15 protein-coding genes, 1 tRNA gene, 1 other RNA gene, 1 pseudogene and 1 riboswitch are annotated in these 23,575 nt (G+C 73.5%); of the genes and pseudogenes, 3 read left to right on the forward strand and 15 right to left on the reverse strand.

What is annotated here, in order from left to right:
- Positions 1 to 120: 120 nt before the first annotated feature.
- From ABT263_RS33325 to ABT263_RS33335, 3 genes are read right to left on the reverse strand one after another with little or no spacing between them, the layout of a single operon-like run.
- Positions 121 to 2,697: a bifunctional lysylphosphatidylglycerol flippase/synthetase MprF gene (locus ABT263_RS33325; RefSeq protein WP_352296272.1), complete on the reverse strand. Its 2,577-nt coding sequence runs from the start codon at positions 2,695 to 2,697 to the stop codon at positions 121 to 123.
- Positions 2,694 to 4,019, reverse strand: coding sequence for an alpha/beta hydrolase (locus ABT263_RS33330; protein ID WP_329487868.1), 1,326 nt, complete (start codon positions 4,017 to 4,019; stop codon positions 2,694 to 2,696). The genes ABT263_RS33325 and ABT263_RS33330 overlap by 4 nt, the downstream gene beginning before the upstream one ends.
- A complete protein-coding gene (locus tag ABT263_RS33335; RefSeq protein ID WP_352296275.1) occupies positions 4,016 to 4,660 on the reverse strand; it encodes a class F sortase in 645 nt (214 codons plus the stop codon). The genes ABT263_RS33330 and ABT263_RS33335 overlap by 4 nt, the downstream gene beginning before the upstream one ends.
- 394 nt (positions 4,661 to 5,054) lie before the next feature.
- Here ABT263_RS33335 and ABT263_RS33340 point away from each other — a divergent pair, with 394 nt between their 5' ends.
- On the forward strand, positions 5,055 to 6,335 hold the full coding sequence (locus tag ABT263_RS33340; RefSeq protein ID WP_352296278.1) for a polysaccharide deacetylase family protein: 1,281 nt from the start codon (positions 5,055 to 5,057) through the stop codon (positions 6,333 to 6,335).
- A 2-nt stretch (positions 6,336 to 6,337) separates the two neighbouring features.
- Here the strand turns inward: ABT263_RS33340 and ABT263_RS33345 are convergent, their stop codons facing one another.
- Entirely contained in the window at positions 6,338 to 7,780 is a 1,443-nt protein-coding gene (locus tag ABT263_RS33345; RefSeq protein ID WP_352296281.1) for an MFS transporter, read from the reverse strand.
- Positions 7,781 to 7,887: 107 nt separating this feature from the next.
- On the reverse strand, positions 7,888 to 8,202 hold the full coding sequence (locus ABT263_RS33350) for a DMT family transporter (RefSeq protein WP_329487872.1): 315 nt from the start codon (positions 8,200 to 8,202) through the stop codon (positions 7,888 to 7,890).
- A gap of 43 nt (positions 8,203 to 8,245) precedes the next feature.
- Positions 8,246 to 8,311, reverse strand: a riboswitch (guanidine-III (ykkC-III) riboswitch).
- A 234-nt stretch (positions 8,312 to 8,545) separates the two neighbouring features.
- Between ABT263_RS33350 and ABT263_RS33355 the strand changes: the two genes are divergently transcribed.
- Positions 8,546 to 8,620: transfer RNA gene (locus ABT263_RS33355), tRNA-Cys, on the forward strand.
- 120 nt (positions 8,621 to 8,740) lie between these two features.
- On the opposite strand, the gene ABT263_RS33360 is transcribed toward ABT263_RS33355, so the two are convergent.
- The 6 genes and pseudogenes from ABT263_RS33360 to ABT263_RS33385 all read right to left on the reverse strand — a co-directional run bounded on the left by ABT263_RS33360 (position 8,741) and on the right by ABT263_RS33385 (position 16,274).
- The gene (locus tag ABT263_RS33360; RefSeq protein ID WP_352296283.1) at positions 8,741 to 11,068 is read right to left on the reverse strand and encodes a xanthine dehydrogenase family protein molybdopterin-binding subunit; all 2,328 of its coding nucleotides are present in this window, start codon (positions 11,066 to 11,068) and stop codon (positions 8,741 to 8,743) included.
- A 650-nt stretch (positions 11,069 to 11,718) separates the two neighbouring features.
- Positions 11,719 to 12,360 (reverse strand): annotated as a pseudogene (locus ABT263_RS33365) ((2Fe-2S)-binding protein); the annotation flags it as partial.
- A complete protein-coding gene (locus tag ABT263_RS33370) occupies positions 12,321 to 13,187 on the reverse strand; it encodes an FAD binding domain-containing protein (RefSeq protein ID WP_329492115.1) in 867 nt (288 codons plus the stop codon). The gene ABT263_RS33370 and the pseudogene ABT263_RS33365, both read right to left, overlap by 40 nt.
- Before the next feature lie 321 nt (positions 13,188 to 13,508).
- Positions 13,509 to 15,119, reverse strand: a complete 1,611-nt coding sequence (locus ABT263_RS33375) for a beta-N-acetylhexosaminidase (RefSeq protein ID WP_352296286.1) — start codon at positions 15,117 to 15,119, stop codon at positions 13,509 to 13,511.
- Positions 15,120 to 15,297: 178 nt separating this feature from the next.
- Positions 15,298 to 15,579 (reverse strand): DUF3039 domain-containing protein, encoded by a 282-nt coding sequence (locus ABT263_RS33380; protein WP_329487875.1) that lies wholly within the window; start codon positions 15,577 to 15,579, stop codon positions 15,298 to 15,300.
- Between the two features lie 110 nt (positions 15,580 to 15,689).
- Positions 15,690 to 16,274, reverse strand: coding sequence for a YqgE/AlgH family protein (locus tag ABT263_RS33385; RefSeq protein ID WP_329487876.1), 585 nt, complete (start codon positions 16,272 to 16,274; stop codon positions 15,690 to 15,692).
- A 325-nt stretch (positions 16,275 to 16,599) separates the two neighbouring features.
- Between ABT263_RS33385 and murA the strand changes: the two genes are divergently transcribed.
- Positions 16,600 to 17,940 carry a UDP-N-acetylglucosamine 1-carboxyvinyltransferase gene (gene murA / locus ABT263_RS33390; RefSeq protein ID WP_329487877.1) on the forward strand — a complete coding sequence of 447 codons (1,341 nt, stop codon included), beginning with the start codon at positions 16,600 to 16,602 and terminating at the stop codon, positions 17,938 to 17,940.
- Between the two features lie 93 nt (positions 17,941 to 18,033).
- Here the strand turns inward: murA and ABT263_RS33395 are convergent, their stop codons facing one another.
- The 4 genes from ABT263_RS33395 to ssrA all read right to left on the reverse strand — a co-directional run bounded on the left by ABT263_RS33395 (position 18,034) and on the right by ssrA (position 23,556).
- A complete protein-coding gene (locus ABT263_RS33395; RefSeq protein WP_030059737.1) occupies positions 18,034 to 18,315 on the reverse strand; it encodes an HU family DNA-binding protein in 282 nt (93 codons plus the stop codon).
- A 507-nt stretch (positions 18,316 to 18,822) separates the two neighbouring features.
- Complete coding sequence (locus ABT263_RS33400) at positions 18,823 to 20,295, reverse strand: NAD-dependent malic enzyme (RefSeq protein ID WP_329487878.1); 1,473 nt, start codon at positions 20,293 to 20,295, stop codon at positions 18,823 to 18,825.
- Positions 20,296 to 20,624: 329 nt separating this feature from the next.
- Complete coding sequence (locus tag ABT263_RS33405; RefSeq protein WP_352296299.1) at positions 20,625 to 22,928, reverse strand: HelD family protein; 2,304 nt, start codon at positions 22,926 to 22,928, stop codon at positions 20,625 to 20,627.
- A gap of 246 nt (positions 22,929 to 23,174) precedes the next feature.
- Positions 23,175 to 23,556: a transfer-messenger RNA gene (ssrA, locus tag ABT263_RS33410) on the reverse strand.
- Between the last annotated feature and the right edge of the window lie 19 nt (positions 23,557 to 23,575).

The following is a 23,575-nucleotide window of genomic DNA, read 5'->3' on the forward strand; positions in this document are numbered from 1 at the left end:
GGCGACCGCCACCTCACCGAACTCTGCCCCGCCGCCCCGGAGGTCCGCGAGTACGCGGTGACGCTGGTGCCCGGGGCCGAGGCCCGGGCGGGCGTCCCGGCGGGCCGGGAGCGGAGCGGCTCAGGAGGAGAGCCGGCGCATCAGCCGGACGCCCTGCGCCGCCGTCAGGTGCGGCAGGTAGGCCTTCCCTATCGCCCGGGTGATGCTGGGCAGCGCCGCCGGGTCGGGGTAGGCCATGTACAGCGGCCGGTACTCCGGCTGGAACTTCGCCTTGAAGGCCAGCAGCGAGCGGAACCCGTAGACCGGCTCCAGCACCCGGCCCATCCAGTCCAGCGTGCGCTGCAGCCCGGTGGGCGGCGCGTCCTGCCCGGAGCGGGCCAGCGGCGCGCCGGAGAGCGAGACGAAGCGCGCGCCCTCCTCCTTGAAGCCGAGCGCGGCCGAGGCGATCAGGAACTCCGTCACCCCCCGGAAGCCGTCCGAGCGGCGGCGCATGAAGTCCAGCGTCCAGCCGACCGGCACCCCGTCCTCGTAGACCGGCATCCAGCTGGTCAGCCCGTGCACGACGCGGTCGCCGTCGACGGCGATCAGCAGCCGGACCGCCGGGTCGTCCAGCTCCTCCAGGCCGCCGAGGGTGAAGCCCATCTCGGGCAGGCCCTTCTCGGAGACCCATTCCTCCGAGATCGAGCGGATCTGGTCGCGCAGGGCGAGCGGCGCGTCGTGGTAGGCCCACCACTCGGCGGTGATGCCCTGCTTGCCCGCCTTGTTGAGGGCGGTCCGGATGTCCTGCCACTTGCGGCCGGTGAAGGCCAGTCCGGGCAGGGCGACCACGGTGTCCTCCGCCACCTGGAGCGAGCGCCAGCCGAGCTGCCCGGCGGCGTCGCTGGTCTCCGGGGTGACGCTGTAGAAGCAGGGCGTCCAGCCGCGGGTGTCGCAGTACCGGGCGAAGCCGGCCACCGCCCGGCGTCGGGCCTCCGGCTCGCCGAACGGGTCGCCGGTGGTCAGCGCCACGGTGGAGAGCACCCGGTAGGCGACGGCGGCCCGGCCCTCCTCGTCGAACCAGTAGTGGTTGCCGTCCCAGGTGGTGAGGAAGGACAGCGTGCCGCCGCCGTGCGCGGTGAGCAGCGCGCGGGCGCGGGCGGCGTCCTCGGCGTCGGCGTGCACCACCGGGCGGCGGAAGGCGACCAGCAGGGCGGTCAGCGCGACCACCCAGAACGCCAGGCCGCAGTACGTCTCCAGGAGTCGGGCCGGCGGGCCGACCGCTATCGGGTAGTCGGGCAGCAGGTCGTTGTAGGCGGGCGGCAGGAACTGCGCCGGCAGTCCGGCGACCAGGCCGCCCACCCCGGCGCGGGGGTCGAACTCGCCGGCCACCAGCCGGCCGAACCCCACGTACGCGGCCGCCGCGGCCAGCGCCGCCCCGCCGGTGACGAGGGCGAGCCGGCGCAGCACCGCGGCCGGCAGCCGCAGGCCGAACCGGTGCCGGGTGGCCAGCAGCAGGCCGGTGGTGAGCAGCGGCAGCAGCAGCGCCTCGACGAAGTACTGCACCACGTCGCCGGCGCCGGTGCCGGTGCCGGCGAACAGCCAGAGCAGCAGCGCCGCCCAGAGCAGTTCGGTGGCGACGGTGATCCGCCAGGCCAGCCGCAGGCCGCGGCGCAGGCCCTCGGCGAGGACCAGCAGCAGGGCCGGGAAGAGCGCGGCCATCAGCCGCGCCGGGGTGTCGAATATCCGCTCCACGGCGTGCGCGCGGGCGCAGTCGTGGGCGGACATCGCGCAGAAGTCGGCGACCTCGTCCGGGGAGAGCCGGTGCGAGAAGTACAGCTCGGAGAAGGTGTTGAAGGGCCCCGCCGCGTTGTCGTACAGCGAGGCGACCAGCGGCCCGAGGGCGGCGGCCACCAGGCAGAGCGCGACCAGCACCCGGGTCTCGGTGTGCGAGGAGCGGTGCGGGCGCAGCTGCCACCGGCGCCGGGCGAGCAGCGCGCCGATGCCGAGGCCTAGCAGCGCGCCGGCGCTGCGCTGGACGCTCTGCAGGTGGCCGACGTACAGCGTCATCACCAGCGGGACGAGCACCACCAGCAGGTGCAGCCGGCGGCGCCAGAGCACGCTGAGCCGGTAGCCGAGCACGCCGGCCAGCGCGAACAGGCCGACGACCGGGCCGGTCGCGGTCTGGTCGTCGACGGCGAGGGTCCACTGCTCGCCGGCCCGTGAGCCGAAGGCGACCAGTCCGGTGCCGAGCAGGGTGCCCAGCACCTGCCCGCCGACCAGCACCAGGAGGGTCCGGCGCCGGCCGAGCCGGCTCTCGGCGGCCGGGCCGACCAGGAGCAGCAGCAGGCTGGTGAAGACGTACGAGCCCGCGCTGGAGCACCAGAGCAGCGAGGTGAACGGCGTCCACCAGCGGCCCTCGCCGAGGGTGGGCAGGCCGACGCCGATCTGGGCCAGCAGGCCCCGGGAGGGGCCGCCGGCCAGGCTGCCGGTGGCGGCGCCGACCGTCCAGAGCAGGCCGAGCAGCGCCAGGGTCAGCGGCGCGGCGCGCAGCCGGTCGGCGATCCCGGTGACGGCCTGCCGCCCGGGCTGGGGGGCCGGCTCGGGGGCGGTCGCCACCGGTACCGGCCCGGGGCCGTGGTCGTGCGCGCGTTCACGCTCGCGCTCGCGTTCCCGTTCGCGGGCGGCGACGACCGCCGGAGCCGCGCTGAGCCGGATCACCGGATCAATCCCGTCTGTTGGGCCAGCCACGGCAGTTGGTCGACGATTCCGGGCCGGAACACCACCCAGCCGTGCCCACCCGGCATCAGATCGAACCTCGCCTTCATCCCGGCGTCGAGCGCCGCCTGGTAGACCTTCTCCTGCTGCGGGCGGAACTCGCCGTCGGTGCGGCCGACGACGATCGCCGCCGCCGTGTCCGGGAACCGCTTGCGCCGCATCACCTGCAGCGGATCGATCGCGTCGAACTTGGCGTGGTCACCGCCGAAGGCGGCGGCGACGGTCTGCTCCCGGGTACCCAGGGTGGGTTCCTCCTGCCCGGACATGTCGAGGAACGAGCCGTAGACGTCGGGGGCGTTGACGGCCATCTGGAGCGCGCAGGTGCCGCCCATCGAGGCGCCGCCGATGGACCAGGAGCCCCGGCCCTTGGCGGCCTGGAGGTGCTGGTGCACCCAGTTCGGCACGTCCTCGGCCAGGTAGGTCTGCACGTTGCCGAGCTTGGAGTCCATGCAGAGCGTGTTGTTCCAGATCGACCCGAGCTGGTCGGGCATCACCACGATCGGGGCCAGGCCGTCGTGCTCGGCGGCGAACGCGTCCAGCGCCTCGTTCACCTGGCCGCCGAGCACCCAGTCGCCCGGGTTGCCGGGCTGGCCGGTGACCAGGACCACCACCGGCAGCAGCGGGCGCGGGCTGGCCTGGTAGGCGGGCGGCAGGTAGATGTACGCGTCGCGGGCCTTGAAGCCGGACTTGCCGCCCGGTATCGGCTCGATCGAGACGGTGCCCTTGGCGGGCAGCCCGGGCGGCGCCTGCCAGACGTCGGCGAGCACCTTGCCGGGGGGCGGGCTCACCGTCCGGGCGTCGAAGCCGGTGGTGAGGCCCTGGGTCTTGGAGAGCCAGGGCGCGAGCATGACCCGGCCGCTGGGGTACTGGCCGAACCCGCGGTTGACCTGGGAGGAGGCCATCAGCAGCACCAGCGCTCCGGCGGCGACCGCCAGCAGCTTGCCGCGCCGGCCGAGCCGGGGCATCCGGAAGCCGGCCAGGCAGAGTCCGAGGAGCGCGACGGCGATCCACCAGGTGACGTAGCGGGGCAGGCCCTCCGGGAAGGGGTGCCACCAGTCGTCCACGACGACGTCCAGCACCAGGCTGAGCGCGGCGGCGCTGAACAGCGCGGCGGGCAGCCGGCGGTTCCACCAGCTCCGGCCGCGGGCCAGCGCGAGCAGGAGCAGCGAGCCCCAGCCGGCGGCGAGCACGGCGAGCGGGATCGGGCCGTGCGTCAGCGGCCAGTCGATCGGGTTCCATTGGACGGCGAGCGTGGCGGTGGTCATGTACGTGTCCCCGGCCGGGTGGTGTCGGCCAGGAATCCGTAGGCGACCACGTTTCCCTGGTAGCCGTGTTCCTCGCTGTACCCGCCGCCGCACGTGATCACCCGGAGCTGGGCGTCGGCGGCCTGGCGGTACACCCGGTCGTCCGGGAAGTCCTTTCGGTCGTGCACTTCGATGGCGTAGAGCTGGTAGACGGCGGTCGCGCCGTCCTCGCGGGCGATCTCGATCCGGTCGCCGCGGTGCAGCGCGCCCAGATGATAGAAGACGGCGGGCCCGCTCTGGTTGTCGACGTGCCCCGCGAGGATCGCGGTGCCGCGCTGACCGGGGGTGGCGCCGCCGCGGTACCAGCCGGCGAGGTTGCGGTCGGCCGCCGGGGGCGTCTGGAGGCGGCCGTCGCCGTCCAGTCCGAGTCCGGTGACGGGGGCGTCGAGCTTGACGGCGGGGATCCTGATCCGGGTCGGGGCGGAGGGGCCGAGCGGGGGGACGACGGAGACCGGGGCGAAGCCGGAGAGGGACTGTCCCGCACCGGGGGCCGGAGGCAGTGCGGCGTGGCCCCCGTCGTTCAGCAGCCAGGCCCCGAGGACGACCGCGGCGCCGACCGCCAGGGTACCCGGCCACGGGCTCCTGCTCTGCTGGGCGCCCACCCGGCGCTCCCCTCTGCTGACAGCTCGATCGTTCCTGAGAGTTTCCTGGGAACAATTCAACCGGATTGGACCTTAAGGCACGTCCATACGATGGTCCTACCGACACCCCCCGATCGGCAGGGCTACCGGCTCGATCCGTGCTCCGGGTAGGGGGGCGAACACGGGGAGAGACCGGATCCCGCCGGATGGACCGCCCCCGAGTCCCCCTGCATGACCATCGACAATCTCGGACACCTGTCCGGTTGCACCAATCGGGCGATCAGTTGCGACCGTTCGTGGTGGATCACCGACCGATCTTGTCCGCATGCCATGCTGACCCCGTTCACAGGCCTATCACCGCACTTGTCCGACCGGGCGCCTCCGGTCCGCCGCACGCCCCACGAACGGAGTGACCATGGACGCTCTCTCCCGCCGCACCCTACTGGCCGCCGGAGCCGCGACCGCAGCCGCCCTCACGGCCGGCTGCGGCACCAAGGGCGGCGCCGGCGGAGCGCAGGCGGCGACCCCGGAACCGGCCCCGGCCAGCCCCGCGGCGGACCACGCCGGCCCGGGCTCCGCGCCCCCGAAGGCCCCCGTCACGCTGATCGGCGACGGCTCCACCTCGGACACCGGTGCGCAGCCGAACCAGCCCGCCGTCGAGCCGCTGAAGCTCGGCGAGCGTCCGCCGCAGTTCGTGGTCTTCTCCTGGGACGGCGCCGGCGAACTGGACAACGGCCTGTTCCGCCGGTTCCGCCGGCTGGCGCAGGAGCACAACGCGTCGATGACCTTCTTCCTGAGCGGCCTCTACCTGCTGCCCGAGGCCAAGAAGGACCTCTACCGTCCGCCGCAGCACAAGGTCGGCGCCTCCGACATCGGCTACCTGTCGGACCAGCACATCCACGACACCCTGGAGAACCTGCACGCGGCCTGGCTGGAGGGGCACGAGATCGGCACCCACTTCAACGGGCACTTCTGCGGCGCCACCGGCGTCGGGCAGTGGTCGCCGCAGGAGTGGGACAGCGAGATCCAGCAGGCGATGGACTTCGTCACCAACTGGAAGACCACCACCGGCTTCACCGACCTGCCGGCGCTGCCCTTCGACTACCGCAAGGAGCTGATCGGCAGCCGCACCCCGTGCCTGGAGGGCCAGCGCAACCTGCTGCCGACCGCCGTCAAGCGCGGCTGGCGCTACGACAGCAGCGGCAACGGGACGCAGGTCTGGCCGCAGAAGATCCAGGGCGGGGCGCTCTGGGACCTCCCGCTGCAGTCCATCCCCTTCCCCGGGCACACCTTCCAGGTGCTGTCGATGGACTACAACATCATGTTCAACCAGTCCGGCAGCAACACCAAGGCCGACCCCTCGCTGCACGCCGCGTACCAGACCCAGGCCAGGGACTCCTACCTGATGGGCTTCGAGCGCGCCTACAACGGCAACCGGGCGCCGTTCGTCATCGGCAACCACTTCGAGCAGTGGAACGGCGGCATCTACATGAACGCCGTCGAGGACGCGCTCAAGGAGATCGCCGGCAGGCCCGGGGTGCGGCTGGTCTCGTTCCGCCAGCTGGTCGACTGGCTGGACGCCCAGGACCCGGCGGTGCTCCGCAAGCTGCAGGGCCTCGCCGTCGGCCAGGCGCCGACCGGCGGCTGGGAGACCTTCCTCGGCTCCCCCGCGCCGGCCGGTGCCGCCGCCGGCTGACGCTACGCCGTCCTCCGGACCCGGCCGCCGAGCAGCGCGCCCACCAGCGCCACGCCCGTCATGGTCAGGAAGATCACGGTGAACGCGCCGACCGAACCGGAGCCCTCGGCGCCCCCGTGGGCGGCGGCCACCGAGCCGCCGCCCAGCGCCGAGAAGAGCACCCCGGACAGCCCCACCAGCAGGACGTTGCCGAGCGCGTCGCTCATCTGCAGCGAGGCGGAGTTGGCCCCGGCGTCCTCGGGCGTCGACAGCTTCATCATCAGCACGCTGACGCTCGCCACCGTCAGCCCCATCCCGATCCCGCCGACACCCCAGGCCGCCGCCGCCACCCAGGCCGGCACCGCCGGGACCAGCACCAGCGCCGCCCCCGCGATCGCCACCGCCGTCAGCAGGAAACCCCAGCGGATCATCGCCTCCCGGTACGGCTCCGCGCCCGGCCGGCCCTGCAGCCAGGAGCCGAGCGCCCAGGAGAGACCGCCGCTGGTCAGGGTCAGACCGGCCAGCGTCGGCGACAGGCCGCGCTGGGTCACCATCATCAGCGGGATGAACGCCTCCGCCGCGAAGAACGCCCCGGCGGCCACGCCGCGCAGCAGGATCACCGTCGGCAGCCCGCGCGCGGCCCGCAGCGTCCCGGCCGGGAGCAGCCCCAGGACGGCGGGCACCAGCAGCGCCACCCCCGCGAACGCCGGGAGCAGCCCGATCAGGTCCAGCCGCTGGCCGGCGTACTGCAGCAGGCCGGCGCCCAGCGCCGCCATCGCGGCCATCCTGCTCCGGCGGCGGTCGAAATCCGCGCCCTTCAGCACCGGCTGCTCGCGCTCGGAGCGGCGCAGCGCCGGCCCCATCACCGCGAGCGGCAGCAGGATCAGCACCGGGACGGCGAGGAACACCCAGCGCCAGCCCAGGTGGTCGGTGACGGCGCCGGAGACCACCGGGCCGACGATCGAGGGCAGCACCCAGGCCGAGGAGAAGGCCGCGAACACCGACGGCCGCAGCCGCTCCGGGTAGGCCCGGCCGACCACCACGTACAGCGCGACGATCACCAGCCCGCCGCCCAGGCCCTGGATCGCCCGGCCGGCCACGAAGACCCACATGCCGGGCGCCGCCCCGGCCACCACCAGACCGGCCCCGAACACCGCGATGCCGGTGAACAGGGGTCGCAGCGGCCCCCGCCGGTCGCACCACTGGCCGGAGACCACCAGGGCGAACAGCGTGGTGGTGAAGTACCCGGAGAAGGCGAAGGCGTACAGCGGGAGCCCGTCCAGCTGGCGGGCCGCCACCGGCATCGCGGTGTTGACGGCGGTCGCCTCGAAGGCGAGCAGCAGGACCACCGAGACGATCCCCAGGGTCAGCGCCCGGTAGCGGCCGGTCAGCACGCCGCCACCGGGGTCGGTCTCGTCGGGGGGTGTCGGGCCGGAGTCGACCGAGGTGGCGGAGGCTGTGGTCATGGGTCATATCGTAAGGCCCGTAGTGCACCATGACCCCTGACCGGTGGACCGGTTCCGCGTGGTCCGCAGGGCCTAGGACCGGGGCCCCGGCCCGCGGGGCGACCGGCTCAGTGCAGCACCTTGAGGCCCACCACGCCGGAGACGATCAGCAGCAGGCAGCCGATCCGCGCCGCGGTGACCGCGTCCCCCAGGACGGCCATGCCGTAGAGCGCCGTACCGACCGCGCCGATGCCGACCCAGACCGCGTAGCCGGTGCCGATCGGGATGGAGCGCATCGCGTACGCCAGACCGCCCATGCTGAGCGCCAGCGCGACGGCGAAGACCACGGTGGGGACGAGCCGGGAGAAGCCCTTGGACGAGTCCAGGGCCACCGCCCAGACGGTCTCCAGGACACCGGAGACGATGAGAACGAGCCATGCCATGACGAGGGACCTCCGCAGTCAGCAGCGGCCGGGTTGCCGCTGTGCTGCGCCGTCTTGTCGTCACCGGGTACGACGCGCTCGTCCGGAGTGGCCGGAGTCCGGCCACCTGCTTTCGACGATAGCACGACCCGCCACACAGAATTTACACAAGGACATTGACGGGCCGCCCGCCATTCCGCCAAGATGAATTCACCAACACGGCGAACGACGACAGGAGTCGGCAATGAACAGGAAGACGGTGGCCCTTCTCGCGCCCCGCGCCTGTGCCGCGGCTCCCCGGTGTTGTCGCGCCTGTCGCTGTTGCCGCCACGCCTGAGCGCATCTGCGGAACAGCTCCTCCCACGGCCGTGTGCCCGAGTGGTTTAGGGAACCGCCTGCAAAGCGGTTTACACGGGTTCGATTCCCGTCATGGCCTCCACCGAAATGAATGCGCCGGTCCGCGAAGAATTCGCGGACCGGCTGTTCGGCATTCTCCCGGCCGGATATCCCGGGCCCCCGGAATTCACCCCGGGGGCGGGGCGGCTGCCCCGCCCCGCGGTCAGCCGGCGACGGCGTCCTCGGGCCGGATCGGCAGCCGCCCGACCGGCAGGCCGGTCGCGGCCCGGACTGCGGCGGCCACGGCGGCCGGGGCGACCACCGCGGGGGCCGCGCTGACCGCCTTGGCACCGAAGGTGGCGACCACGTCGCGCTCCTCGACCAGGGCGGCGATCCGGACCTCCGGGGTGTCCAGGGCGGTCGGCAGCCGGTAGCCGGTGAGCGAGGGGTTCAGCAGCAGGCCGCCCTCGGTACGCAGGTCCTCCAGCAGCGCCAGCCCGACGCCCTGGGCCACGCCCGCCTCGATCCGGTCCTCGATCTGACGCGGGTTGAGCGCCCGGCCGACGTCCTGGGCCACCGTCACGTCCACCACCCGGACCGCGCCCAGCTCGATGTCCACGTCCACCACCGCGCGCATCGCGCAGAACGCGATGGAGACGAAGGCGTCACCGTGCCCGGCCTCGTCCAGCGGCTCGGTCGGGTGCGGGCGGCACTGCGCGGTCGCCCAGAGCTCCTTGCCCTCCAGCGCCTCGGCGACCGGCATACCGAGCACGCCGTCGTAGGAGGTGATCTTGCCGTCGGAGATCTGCAGCAGCTCGACCGACATCCCGAAGTCGGCGGCGATCGGCTGGAGCAGCTGGTGGCGGACCATCAGCGCGGCCCGCTCGACCGCGCCGCCGGAGACCCAGGTGTGCCGGCCGCGGGCGGCGGGCCCGGCGATCGACTGGTCGCTGTCGGCCGGTGCGATGTAGACCTCGTTGATCCCCAGCACCGACTGCACGATCTGCCGCGCCAGGGTGGCGAAGCCCTGGCCGGAGTCGACGGCGGCGCAGATCACCGTGGCGTGGTCGCCGCTGACCCGCACCGTCGCGGTGGAGACCTCGTCCTCGCCCTCGGCGCCCAGCATGTGCACCATGCCGACCGCGTAGCCGATGCCGCGGCGCACCGCCGCCGGGTCGCCGGCCCCGCCGGGCCCGCCCGGCAGCAGCCACTCGGCGTCCGGGTCGTCCACCGGCAGCGGGGGCAGCGGCTCCTCGGCGACGGCCTCCAGCAGCGCGGCCACCGGCGCGGGGCAGGTGACGGCCTGTCCGGTGGGCATCGGGTCTCCGGTCGCCATCGCGTTTCGCCGGCGGATCTCCACCGGGTCCACGCCGACCCGGGCCGCCAGCTGGTCCAGCTGCGACTCGTAGGCGAAGCAGGCCTGCAGGGCGCCCTCGCCGCGCATCCGGCCGGCCGGCGGGTTGTTGGTGCGCACCGCCCAGGCGTCCACGAAGACGTTCGGGCAGACGTAGGGCCCGACCGAGAAGGCGGTGGCGGCGGCCAGCGCCTCGGCCGAGACGTCCGCGTAGGCGCCGCCGTCCAGCAGGATCTGCGCCTCCACCTTGACCAGCTTGCCCTCGGCGTCGGCGTGGTGGCGGTAGCGCAGCAGCGCCGGGTGGCGGGAGGTGTGGGTGTGGAACGACTCCTCGCGGGTGAGGGTCATCTTCACCGGGCGGCCGGTGCGCAGCGCCAGCAGCGCCAGGGTCACCTGGAAGGAGAGGTCCTCGCGGTCCGAGGTGGCGCCGGGCACGCCGGTGACCACCAGTCGGACCCGGTCCGGCTCCAGGCCGAGGCAGGCGGCGGTGCGGTCGCGGTCGCCGTGCGGGTCGGTGGACGACAGGTGCAGTTCGACGCCGCCGTCCGGGCGCGGCACGGCCAGACCGGCCTCCGCGCCGAGCGGCGCCGGGTCCTGGCGGCCGACCTGGTAGAGGCCCTCGACGATGACCTCGCCGGCCGCGTCCGGGTCCCCGGTGCGCAGCGGCAGGTGCCGGAAGAGGTTGCCGTCCGGGTGCAGCGGGCCGGCGGTGAAGGCCTGCTCGGGATCGGTCACCGCCTCCAGCGGCTCGTACTCGACGGTGATCAGACCGACCGCCAGCCGGGCGGTGTCCGGGTGGTCGGCGGCGACCGCGGCGACCGGCTCGCCGTGGTGGCGCACCACACCGGCGGCCAGCACCGGCCGGTCCGCGATGATCGGCCCGGCCGGGGCGCCGTCGGGGGTGCCGTCCGGCCCGGGCGGCAGGTCGGCGGAGGTGACCACCGCGTGCACGCCCGGCAGCGCGAGCGCGGCCGAGGTGTCGATGCCCCTGATCCGGGCGTGCGGGTGCGGGGAGCGCAGCACCGCGCCCCAGAGCAGGCCCTCGGCCCAGAGGTCGGCGGCGTACGGGTAGATGCCGAGCGCCTTCGGCAGGGCGTCGCTGCGCAGCGGGGAGCTGCCCAGCCCGAACGGCTCCCGTGCGCCGCCCTCGTCGCCGTCCTGCTGGGGTGCTGCGCCGATGTCGGTAGGCGACGTCATGATGCGTGGTCGTCCTCGGGGAGCCGGATGCCGTGGGCGGGGGTGGCACCGTACGGGACGCCGGAGGGGGCGACGCCCTCGACCGGGACCCCGTGCGGGGGCGTGTGCGCGTACGGCGTGCCGTGGGCGGGCGTGCCGTCGTACCCGGCCCCGTTCGGGGCCGTGCCGTCGAACCCGCCGCCGGGGGCCGGGATGCCGTGCGCCGGGGTCTGCTCGTAGACCGGGCCGTCGTACGGGGAGGCGTCGTAGCCGGACTGCTGCGGGTAGCCCCCGTCCGGGTAGCCGCCGGGCAGGTAGCCACCGGGTGCGGGGGCGCCCTGGTAGGGCTGCTGCTCGGGGTAGCCCTGCGGCGGGTAGTAGCCCTGCCCCTCGCCGGCCGCCTGGGCGGGGATGCCGGTGACGGGGGTGAGCACCGCGGTGTCGTACACGCCGGTGTCGTAGCCGCCGTGGCCGTCGGGGCTGCCGTAGGGCACGCCCGGGCCCGCCCCGCCGGTGGCCGGGGCCTCCTCGACGGGCGACTGCGGGGCGTGCGGTTGCGAGGCGTGCGACTGCGGGACGTGCTCGATCCAGGCGTCGGCGTCGGTGTAGACCGGCAGGTCGGCGGCCCGGGCGGCCGGCTCGGGCGCCGGTGTCCCGCCTGCGGGGGCGTCGCCGGCGGGCGCGGCCGCCCCGGCGGCCGCCGCGTGGGCCTCCTCCGCCTCCTCGGCCTCCAGGGCGCGGGCGTCGGCGACGGACTGCACCGCGGCCAGCACGCCCCGGTAGCCGGTGCAGCGGCAGAGGTTGCCGCAGAGCGCCTGGCGGGCCTCGACCTCGGTGGGCCGGTGGTTGCGCTGGAGCAGGTCGTGCACGGCCATCGCCATGCCGGGCGTGCAGTAGCCGCACTGCACCGCGCCGGACTCGGCCAGCGCCTGCTGGACCTCGCTGGCGCCGCCGCCGGCCGAGAGGCCCTCGACGGTGTTGATCTCGCTGTCCGCGGCCAGCGCGGCGGGCACCAGGCAGCCGGCCACCAGCTGGCCGTCCACCTGGACCGAGCAGGCGCCGCACTCGCCCTGCTCGCAGCCGTCCTTGGCGCCGGCCAGCCCGAGCCGCTCGCGCAGCACGTACAGCAGGCTCTCGCCGATCCAGGCGTCGGTGACGGGCCGTTCGAAACCGTTGACCCGCAGGGTGTACGAGGCGCAGGGGCGCAGCTCGCGGCTGACCTGCGGCGCGTGGTCGAACGGGCCGGCGTCGAGGGTTCCGATGGGGTCAGTGGTCACTTCAGCGCCCTTCCCAGTGCCCGGCGGGCCAGCACCGATACGGTACGCCGCAGCCGAACGGCGGCCGCGCTCGGCCCCTCGGTCACGGCCTCCCAGGCGCCCTCGGCGCCGTAGCTGTCGGGTACGCACGCGGCGGCCACGTACTCGCCGAAGGCGGCCGTCGCGGTGGGGTCGATCTCGCGGCTGCCGTCCCAGTCGATGCAGCCGGCCACCCAGGCCTCGGCCTCCAGCGGGCGCAGCGGCACCGGGGCGACGGCCCCGACGGCGCAGCGCACGGCGCGCCGGGCGGGGTCGAGGACGAGCGCGACGGAGGCGGTGGCGCGGGCCGGGCCGCTGCGGCCGGTGGCCTTGAGGAAGACCTGCGGGGCGTGCAGCAGCGGGACGCGCACCCAGGTGAGCAGCTCGCCGGGGCGCAGCGGGTCGAGGCCGGTGAGCAGGTGGCTGACCGGGACCTCGCGGGTGGCGCCGGCCCGGGCGAGGGTCGCGGTGGCCTCCAGCGCGGCCAGCACCGGGAGGGTGTCGCCGGCCGGCGCGGCGGTGACGATGTTGCCGCCGAGGGTGCCGACGTTGCGCACCTGCGGGGGCCCCGCGGTCCGGGCCGCGTCGGCCAGGGCGGGGATGAGGGCCGCGAAGTCGGGGCGGTCCATCCGGGCGTGGGTGAGCCCGGCGCCGAGCACGGCGGTGCCGCCGTCCTCGTAGCGCCAGCCGCGCAGCTCGGTGATCCGGCCGAGGCCGATCAGGGCCGCGGGGCGCAACCGCCCGGCGTTGACGGCCTCCATCAGGTCGGTGGCGCCGGCCACCGGCACCGCGGCCGGGGTGGCGGCCAGCGCGTCGACGGCCTCGTCGAGGGAGGCCGGCAGCATGATCGTCCGGTTCACCTGGGTCCCACCGTGCTCCACTTGCTCATCGATCGCCTGCCGCCCGCGGCCCTCGGCCGGGGTGTCCGCGTCGGCAGCCCGGCCTGGCCCGTAGGGTACGGGCGATCGGGCCGGGTTGGGCAACTCTGGCACACAATGCTCGATGATCATTTCGGGACGGGCGAACGGAACTGCCCGATTGGGACGCATACCGGGCGGTATCTGCTCCGGCCCGAAACCGGACCGGAGCAGATGTTCATCTGTTCTTGACGTCGGATGACCACTCAGAAGTTCCCGGTCGCCATGGAGCCCGGTGGCCGATCGTGGTCAGACCGCCGGCGGCGCACCCTCGATCGGACGGCCTGCCACCCCGGGCCGGCGCTGCCAGGGGTGCGGCCCGTCGACCGGGCGGTACTCGACGCCGAGCGCGTCCAGCACGGCCCGGTGCGACTCCATCCGCCGCTCGAAGCCCGCGTAGTCGCGCTCGGCCGGGTCGGCGGGCAGCGCGGACCAGGCCACCTCCGAGAAGGCCGCGAGCCGGGGGAAGGCCCGGTAGTCGACGTCCCGGGCGCTGTCCATGAACTCGCTCCACAGGTTGGCCTGGGTGCCGATCACCCGGCGCGCCGCGGCCTCGTCGAGCTGCGCCGGCACCGGCTCGAAGCGGTACACGTCCTCCAGGGTGCGGACGAAGCCGACCGGGACCGGCTCGTCCTCGCCCGGGGCCTGCCGGTGGTCCAGGTACACGTGCTGCTCGGGGCACATCACCACGTCGTGCCCGGCCTGCGCGGCGGCGATCCCGCCCCCGTAGCCGCGCCAGGAGGAGACCGCCGCACCGGGCGCCAGCCCGCCCTCCAGGATCTCGTCCCAGCCGATCAGCCGGCGCCCGCGCTCGGCCAGCCAGCGGTCGAAGTGCCGGATCACCCAGCTCTGCAGCTCGTCCTCGTTGCTCAGCCCGAGCTCCTGGATCCGCTCCTGGGCCGCGGCACTGTCCTTCCACTGCTCCTTCGGGCACTCGTCGCCGCCCAGGTGGACGAACTCCGACGGGAAGAGCTCCAGGACCTCCTCCAGCACCCCCTCGAAGAAGCGGACGGTGGCCTCGGAGGGGTTGAGCACGTTGTGACTGACGCCCCAGTCCGTCCACACGCCGAGGGCGGCGGTGTCCACCACGTCGGTGTTGCCCAGCTCGGGGTAGGCGGAGATGGCGGCCTGGGAGTGCCCCGGAAGGTCGATCTCCGGGACGACGGTGATCGCCCGTTCGGCGGCGTACGCGACGATCTCGCGCAGGTCGTCCTGGGTGTAGAAGCCGCCGTGCGGGCGGTCGTCCCGGCGCTGGGCGGAGCGGTAGCCGACCATCGAGCGCTCGCGCCAGGAGGCCAGCTCGGTGAGCTTCGGGTAGCGCTTGATCTCCACCCGCCAGCCCTGGTCGTCGGTCAGGTGCAGGTGGAGCACGTTGAGCTTGTGCGCGGAGAGCTGGTCGATGAAGCGCAGCACGTCGGACTTGGGCAGGAAGTGGCGGGCGACGTCCAGCAGCGCGCCGCGCCAGCCGAAGCGGGGGGCGTCCTCGATGTCGACGCCGGGCAGCACCCACCCGTTGTCGCGCAGCGGCGCCCGGCGGTAGGCGTCCGGGCCGAGCAGGCGGCGCAGGGTCTGCGCGCCCCAGAGCGCGCCGGCCGGGCCGCCGGCGGTGACCACGGCGCGGCCGGGGCGCACCGAGAGCCGGTACGCCTCACCGGCCAGCGCCGCGTCGTGGACCAGTTCGATGCCCTCGCCGGGCCGCCCGGGACCGAGCGGCAGTCCGGTGGCGGCGGTCAGCGCGGTGCGCAGCCACCGCTCGGCCCCGGACAGCTCCGGCGGCGCGGTCAGGGTGGTGGAGCGGTCGAGGGGGAAGTCCTGGTCCTGGAGGCGGACGGAACTCAAGGGGGCGGGAATGAGGTCCATTCCGCCATCCTGCCCCCGGCCCGGTCAATTGGCATAGACCACTTTGCACAATGCCGCACAGTGCAAAACGGCACCGTGCAGAACAGCGCCGTGCGGAACAGCGCTGTGCGCAACGGTGCCGTGCGGAGGGGTCGGCGCCGTCCCGGACCGGGCGACCCGGCCGGGCCAGGCGGCCGGGCTACTTGTCGTCGCCGCCCTTGCCGTCCTGGGGCTTGCCGATGCCGTCGTAGATCTCCTTGCACATCGGGCAGACCGGGTACTTCTTCGGGTCTCGCCCGGGCACCCAGACCTTGCCGCAGAGCGCCACCACGGGAGACCCGGAGAGCGCGCTCTCCATGATCTTGTCCTTCTGGACGTAGTGCGCGAAGCGCTCGTGGTCGCCGTCCCCGTGGGACACCTGGGGGACGGGCTCGACCAGGGTGCCGGTGCCGAGGCCGCGCTCGGGCTCAAGAGTGCTCATAGGTGCCAAGTCTATGGGCGCCCCGGGAAACCGGGCCAGTGTCGTGCCGGCGGCCGCGCCCGCGGGGCCGCCGCGGGCGGCGCGGACCGGCCCGCCGGCCGGCCCTCGGGTCAGTTCAGCGTGGGGTCGTCCGGGTACGTCGCGAGCAGCGCCAACGGGCCGCGCTGGCGGCGCAGCACGGCGCGCCACAGCCGCTCCGGCTCGGGGCTGGAGATGTCCCCCGGCTCGCAGTCGACCAGGTACCAGGCCCCGGTGCCCAGCTCCGCCTCCAGCTGCCCCGGCGACCAGCCCGCGTACCCGGCGAAGATCCGCAGGCCGCCGAGCTCACCGGCCAGCACCTCGGGCGGCGCCTCCAGGTCCACCAGGCCGATCGCCCCGTGCACCCGGCGCCAGCCGAGCGGCTCCACGGTCTCCGGCTCCCCCGGTGCCACCGCCAGGCCGAGCGCGGAGTCCAGCGCCACCGGGCCGCCCTGGAACACCACGGCGGGGTGCCCGACGAGACCGCCCCAGCCGTCCAGCACGCTGCCCACCTCGACCGGCGTCGGCCGGTTGAGGACCACACCGAGCGCCCCCTCGGCGTCGTGGTCGAGGAGGAGCACCACCGCCCGGGCGAAGTTCGGATCGGTGAGCACGGGCGTAGCGACGAGCAATCGGCCGGTGTGCGACCGGCCTCCGTGCGTATGGGCCGCCGTCATGTCTCACATGATCCCGCAGAACCACCGGGGCCGGACACCTCGACGCGAAGCCGGCCGGCGAGGGCCCGCCACCCGCCGCGGACGGCGGCGCGAACACCCGTACGGACGCACCGGCGGGCGCGACACCCCCGGGCGGGAGCACCATCAGCGGGAGAGGCAGACGGGAACCACCGATACGCCTACTACCATCTACTGATGGTGGACGCCCTTATGCGGTGCCGACTCGGTCACGCCGGGGGCCCGAGCGCGCCCGTACGACCGGTCCACCGCCCGGCTCCGACCCGGAGCCGCACCCACTCCTCTGGCACCCCGGATTGCGAGAACGATGACCGACGACGTCCTGCTGGTCCACGGCGGAAACCCGCTCGAAGGCGAGATCCGCGTCCGCGGTGCGAAGAACCTGGTCCCCAAGGCCATGGTCGCCGCCCTCCTCGGGCAGGGCCCCAGCAGACTGCGCAACGTCCCGGACATCCGCGACGTCAAGGTGGTCCGCGGCCTGCTCCAGCTGCACGGGGTCACCGTGCGCACCGGTGACGAGGACGGCGAGCTGATCCTCGACCCCTCCCACGTGGAGAGTGCCAACGTCGCCGACATCGACGCGCACGCCGGCTCCTCGCGCATCCCGATCCTCTTCTGCGGCCCGCTGCTGCACCGCCTCGGCCACGCCTTCATCCCCGGCCTCGGCGGCTGCGACATCGGCGGCCGCCCGGTCGACTTCCACTTCGAGGTGCTGCGCCAGTTCGGCGCCAGCATCGAGAAGCACCCGCAGGGCACCTACCTGGTGGCCCCGCAGCGGCTGCGCGGCACCCGGATCGAGCTGCCCTACCCCTCGGTCGGCGCGACCGAGCAGGTGCTGCTCACCGCCGTCCTCTGCGAGGGCGTCACCGAGCTGCGCAACGCGGCCGTGGAGCCCGAGATCGTCGACCTCATCTGCGTGCTGCAGAAGATGGGCGCGATCATCACCATGGGCACCGACCGGACCATCCTGATCACCGGTGTGGACGAGCTCTCCGGCTACAACCACCGCGCCCTGCCGGACCGCCTGGAGTCCGCCTCCTGGGCCTGCGCGGCGCTGGCCACCAAGGGCGACATCTACGTCCGCGGCGCCCGCCAGCTGGAGATGATGACCTTCCTCAACACCTTCCGTAAGGTCGGTGGCGCCTTCGAGGTGGACGACGAGGGCATCCGGTTCTGGCACCCGGGCGGCGAGCTCAAGGCGATCGCCCTGGAGACCGACGTGCACCCCGGCTTCCAGACCGACTGGCAGCAGCCGCTGGTCGTCGCGCTGACCCAGGCGACCGGCCTGTCCATCGTGCACGAGACGGTGTACGAGTCGCGGCTGGGCTTCACCGGGGCGCTGAACCAGATGGGCGCGCACATCCAGCTCTACCGCGAGTGCCTGGGCGCCACCCCGTGCCGCTTCGGCGCCCGCAACTTCCTGCACTCCGCGGTCGTCTCCGGCCCGTCCAAGCTGATGGGCTCCGAGCTGGTCATCCCGGACCTGCGCGGCGGCTTCTCGTACCTGATCGCGGCGCTGGCGGCCGAGGGCACCTCGACCGTGCACGGCATCGACCTGATCAACCGCGGCTACGAGAACTTCATGGAGAAGCTGCGCGACCTGGGCGCCCACGTCGAGCTGCCCAACGAGCGGCTGGTCACCGCCTGACCCGGAGCCGGGTTCCCTTCGGGGAGCCCGGCCGCACGGCGAGAGGCCGGGCTCCCCGAAGGGAACCCGGCCTCTCGGCGTTCAAGGGGTTGCTCAGGCGCCCTTGGCGGCTTCCTTGAGCTTGGAGCCCGCGCTCACCTTGGCGCTGTAGCCGGCCGCGATCTGGATCGGCTCACCGGTCTGCGGGTTGCGGGCGGTGCGGGCAGCGCGGTGGGTGCGCTCGAAGGTCAGGAAACCGGGGATGGTGACCTTCTCGTCGCCCTTGGCGACGACCTCGCCGACGATCTCGGCGAAGGCGGCCAGAACGGCGTCGGCGTCCTTGCGGGTCACCTCGGCGCGCTCGGACAGCGCGGCCACCAGCTCACTGCGGTTCATGTGTACTCCTGTGGTCTGTTCGCTTGCGGTGTGCGGGGGCCCATCGGTGCTCCCCTCCGGGGGCACCCGGACAGGCCGCAGGTCCGCACACAGTGCTCATTCAGGCAATGCGTGGTCGCAGGCCGGGTTCGCGCCCTGTGCCGCGGCCGGTGCCGTCGACGGCCCGTCTGCCTGCCTGGATACGAATCCTGCCCCGACCGGCCCCGAGAAAGCCAATCGGGCCCCGGCCGTGCCACCCGAACAAAGCCCGCCCGCCGGAGGTGTGACGCTCCGTCGGCTCCGGCGGACCGGGCGCGGGCGGCGGTCGGGACGACGCGCCGGAAGACCAGGGGGACGTTCCGTACTTGTCGGACACGCCTGCCCCGTGCAGGGCTACCGTACGCCCTAGGCCCGACAAGCCCAAACACGCCCCTCGCCCTTGTGTCGCAAGGGTTCGGGGCGGGCTTGGGCGGGTAAGGACGCTAATCGGTCATTTGACCGATCCGCGACACCTGTCGCGTACCGCCATCAGAGCTTGAAGACGGGGAAGGACGAGGTGTCGAGCGTGCCGACGATGCCCGGGGTCGGCCGGGACGGCGCCTGCTCCTCCTGGGGGCCGGCCAGGGCGGCGTCCCGGACCGCGGCGGCCACGGTCTTGGCGACGTCCTTGTGGAAGACGCTCGGGATGATGTAGTTGGCGTTCAGCTCGTCGTCCGCGACGGTGGTGGCCAGCGCGCGGGCGGCGGCGATCATCATCTCGGTGTTGACGGTCCGGCTCTGCGCGTCCAGCAGGCCGCGGAAGACACCCGGGAAGACCAGCACGTTGTTGATCTGGTTCGGGAAGTCGCTGCGGCCGGTGGCGACCACCGCGGCGGTCTGGCGGGCGATCGCCGGGTCGACCTCCGGGTCCGGGTTGGCCAGCGCGAAGACGATCGCGTCCTCGGCCATGGTGGCCAGGTCGTCGCCGTCCAGCACGTTCGGGGCCGAGACGCCGATGAAGACGTCGGCGCCCGCCACGGCCTCCTTGAGGCTGCCGGTGCGACCCGAGCGGTTGGTGTGCTCGGCGATCCAGCGCAGCGAGTCGTTGAGGTCCTCACGGCCCTGGTGGACCACGCCCAGCACGTCCGCGACGGTGGCGTGCTCGACGCCGGCCGCCAGCAGCAGCTTGAGGATCGCGGTGCCGGCGGCGCCGGCGCCCGACATCACCACCCGGATGTCGCCGATCTCCTTGCCGACCACCTTGAGCGCGTTGGTCAGCGCCGCCAGCACCACGATCGCGGTGCCGTGCTGGTCGTCGTGGAAGACCGGGATGTCCAGGGCCTCGCGCAGCCGGGCCTCGATCTCGAAGCAGCGCGGCGCGGAGATGTCCTCCAGGTTGATGCCGGCGAAGCCGGGGGCGATCGCCTTGACGATGGCCACGATCTCGTCGGTGTCCTGGGTGTCCAGGCAGATCGGCCAGGCGTCGATGCCGGCGAAGCGCTTGAACAGGGCCGCCTTGCCCTCCATCACCGGCAGCGCGGCCGCCGGGCCGATGTTGCCCAGGCCCAGCACCGCGGAGCCGTCGGTGACCACGGCGACGCTGTTGCGCTTGATGGTCAGGCGGCGGGCGTCCTCGGGGTTCTCGGCGATCGCCATGCAGACCCGGGCGACACCCGGGGTGTAGATCATGCTCAGGTCGTCACGGTTGCGGATCGGGAGCTTCGAGGACATCTCGATCTTGCCGCCGAGGTGCATCAGGAAGGTGCGGTCCGAGACCTTGCCGATCGACACGCCGTCGATGGTGCGGAGCTTCTCGACGATCTCCTCGCCGTGCGCGACCGAGGACGCGGCCACCGTCACGTCGATCCGCAGGGCCTCCAGGCCGGAGGCGGTCACGTCGAGGCCGGTGACCGAGCCGCCGGAGGACTCGACCGCCGTGGTGATCGCACTGACGGCGTTGCCCCTGGCCGGGACCTCCAGCCGCACCGTGATCGAGTTGGAGACACTGGGCACCGTCGCCATCGACGTTTCCTTCTTCCGTCCGTCAGCTGCTTCAACAGAATGTTGAAGCCCTTCGCCTGCGCATGCTAGACCTCGATCGTCGCACCTACCAGGGCGAAGCCAGAAATAACGTTCATTGAGTGTGCGGACTCGACAACTTCTTGCCTCCCCGGGCAGATGCGTTACATTGGACGGGACACCGGCTCGATCCAAGCCCCCGGGCCCAACCTTCGTCCCTTCGAGGGACCACTTGCCGCGAGGCGAGCATGGCGGGTCGGTGTCATCAACGTCTGAAGGCCCCTCACCACCGGTGAGGGGCCTTCTTCGTGCCCGCGGCACGCGACGGTCGGTCAGCCGTGCAGCAGCGCCGGCACCCCGGCCGCGTCCGGCAGGTCGTCCGGACCGGAGAGCACCGTCAGCCGCTGGGTCGCCCGGGTGAGGGCCACGTAGAGCACCCGCAGACCGGCCTCCGACTCGCCGGCGATCCCGGTCGGGTCGGCCACCACGGTGGCGTCGTACTCCAGGCCCTTGGCCTCCAGGCTGCCCAGGGCCACCGCGCGGGCGCCCAGGCCCTCGATCCAGCCGGCCGCCTCGGCCCGCCGGTCCATCGGCACGACGACCGCCACGGTGCCGTCCACCTCCGCCAGCAGCCGCTCCAGCTCCGCCCGGGCCGCCGCGCCGAAGGCCCGGGGCGACGGATCGGTGACGGCCGCGAAGCGCGGCTCCACGCCGACGTGACGCACCGCGCTCGGCGAGGGCGTGCCCGGGGCCGCCAGCGCCAGCACCTTGGCCGCGACCTCGGCGATCTCCGCGGGGTTGCGGTAGTTCACGGTCAGCGTGAACCGCCGGCGCGGCTTGCCGGCCAGCACCTCGTCCAGCGCGGCCTGCGCCTCCTGCGGGAACGGCCAGGAGGACTGCGCCGGGTCGCCGACGATCGTCCAGGTGGCCATCCGGGCGCGGCGCCCGATCATCCGCCACTGCATCGGGGTGAGGTCCTGCGCCTCGTCCACGATGATGTGCGCGTACTCGGTGCGCTCCACCGGCACCTTCTCCCGCTGTCTGGAGCTGCGGTCGGCGAAGGTGGTGACCTCGTCCAGCCCGCTCAGCAGGTCCACCGCGTCCACCTCGCGGACCCTCGGGCGGGCCGCCTCGCCGAGCAGCACCTGGAGCTCGTCCACCAGCGCCACGTCGTGCGCCGACAGCGCGCCCTCGCCGCGCTCGGACAGGTGCCGCCAGGAGCCGGCCAGCACCCTGGCCTCCTCCGGGGTGACGGCGCGACGGGCGATCCGGTTGGTGTGCCGGCTCTGCTTCAGCGTGGCGAGCACCCGACGCGGGGTCAGCGCGGGCCACCAGGCGTCCAGGAAGTCCAGGAACGGCGCCTCGTCCGAGACGTAGTCGTCGAAGGACTCCTTCTCCTCCTGGCGCTGCTCCCGGGCGTAGTGGTCGGCGGGCCTGGGCAGGTGCCGGGTGAGCTCCTGCCAGAGTGCGTCCAGCAGCAGCCTGCGGGCGCGCGGGCGCAGCAGGTTCAGCGGGGTGCCGCCGGAGCCGATCACGTGGCCGCGGACGGCCTTCAGCCGGCCGGCGTCCAGCCGCAGCACCTCGCCGCGGGCGACCACCTTGAGCTCCTGCGGCGCGCCCAGCTCCAGGGCGCCCCTGGCGGCCCGGCGCAGCAGCTGCGTCATCCGGGCCGAGCCCTTGATCCGGGCCGCCTCCGGGGTGTCGTAGGTGCCCGCCTCGATGCCGTCCACCAGCGAGCCGACCGCGCGGACGGCGACCTGCCCCTCCTCGCCGAGCGAGGGCAGCACGCCCTCGGTGTAGGAGACCAGCAGCGGGGTCGGGGAGACCACCAGGATGCCCCCGGCGTAGCGGCGGCGGTCCTGGTAGAGCAGGAAGGCGGCGCGGTGCAGGGCGACGGCGGTCTTGCCGGTGCCGGGACCGCCGGTGACCAGGGTGGCCCCGGCCGCGGCGGCGCGGATCACCTCGTCCTGCTCCTTCTGGATGGACGAGACGATGTCGCGCATCGAGTGGCTGCGGGCCCGGCCGAGCGAGGCCATCAGCGCGCCGTCGCCGACCACGGCCAGCTCGCGGCCGTCCAGGGTGGGGGTCAGGTCGGGGCGGAGCAGGTCGTCCTCGACCCCGATCACCCGGCGGCCCTTGGACCGGATCACCCGGCGGCGGACCACCCGGCCCGGCTCCAGCGGCGTGGCGCGGTAGAACGGCGCCGCCGCGGGCGCCCGCCAGTCGATCACCAGCGGGCCGTACTCGGCGTCCAGCACCCCGAGCCGGCCGATGTGCAGGGTCTCGGCGACGGCCGGGTCGGCCGGGTCGAGCGGGGTGTCCGAGGGGATGCCGTGCTCCTCCGGCGCGTCGGCCTGCTGGAGGTCGATCCGGCCGAAGAGGAAGTCCTCGAATTCGTTGTTGAGCCGCTGGAGGTGCGCGCCGGCTCGGTACACCTGGGCGTCGCGCTCGGCGAGCGCGCCGGGGGTGCCGACCTGCACGCGCTTGGCGGCGTCCTCCAGGATGTACTCGGCCTCGGCGAGCTTCTCCTCCAGGCGGTGGTAGACCGTGTCGAGGTGACGCTGTTCCCCGGCGATCTCGCGCTCGCGGACGGTCTCGGAATCGGTGACGGCGGTGGTGTCCGTGTTGCTCTGCATGGCCTCGGTGGTTGCGGCGGAGTACTGGGTGGAGCCGGTCTCGCCCAAGAAGCCCCCTGACGTACGTCCTGCGATGGATGGGGTCCGGCCCGGCGAAACGAGCGGACGGAAAATCCTACGCCCCCACCCCTCCCCCGCGCCGCACCAGGGCCGGAATGTGGCGCGGGAGGCTCCGGACGGGGCCCGGGACGCACGAAGGCCGCCCCCCGCTGAGCGGTGGGCGGCCTTCGATCTTCAAACATGGGGTGGTGGAGATGCCGGGAATCGAACCCGGGTCCAGTGGAGTGGATTCAGGACTTCTCCGAGCGCAGTCCGCTGTGATTTTCTCGGCCCTGGCGGTCACGCGGACAAGCCGCCAACAGGCCCAGCTGCTGTTTGATTTCCCCTCCACCCCCGCAGCCCGGGTGGACGGTTGAGTTCCCTAGATTATGCCAGGGTCCGGGTCGGGAACTCCCCGGTCTGACACCCAAGCGCTATCGGTGCTATTTAGGCAGCGAGAGCGAACTGCTGGGAATCGCGCTTAGAGTTGGCGATTATTTGTTTGCGACAGATGGTTAACGAGATCATTGCCGCGTTCCTCGGCTCGCTTCTCCTGTTTCGACTTCCCCTGTCGAAACCGATCATCCCCATGTTTTGTTGAGAAACAA

Source organism: Kitasatospora sp. NPDC001603, assembly GCF_040298365.1.
Classification (GTDB): Bacteria; Actinomycetota; Actinomycetes; order Streptomycetales; family Streptomycetaceae; genus Kitasatospora.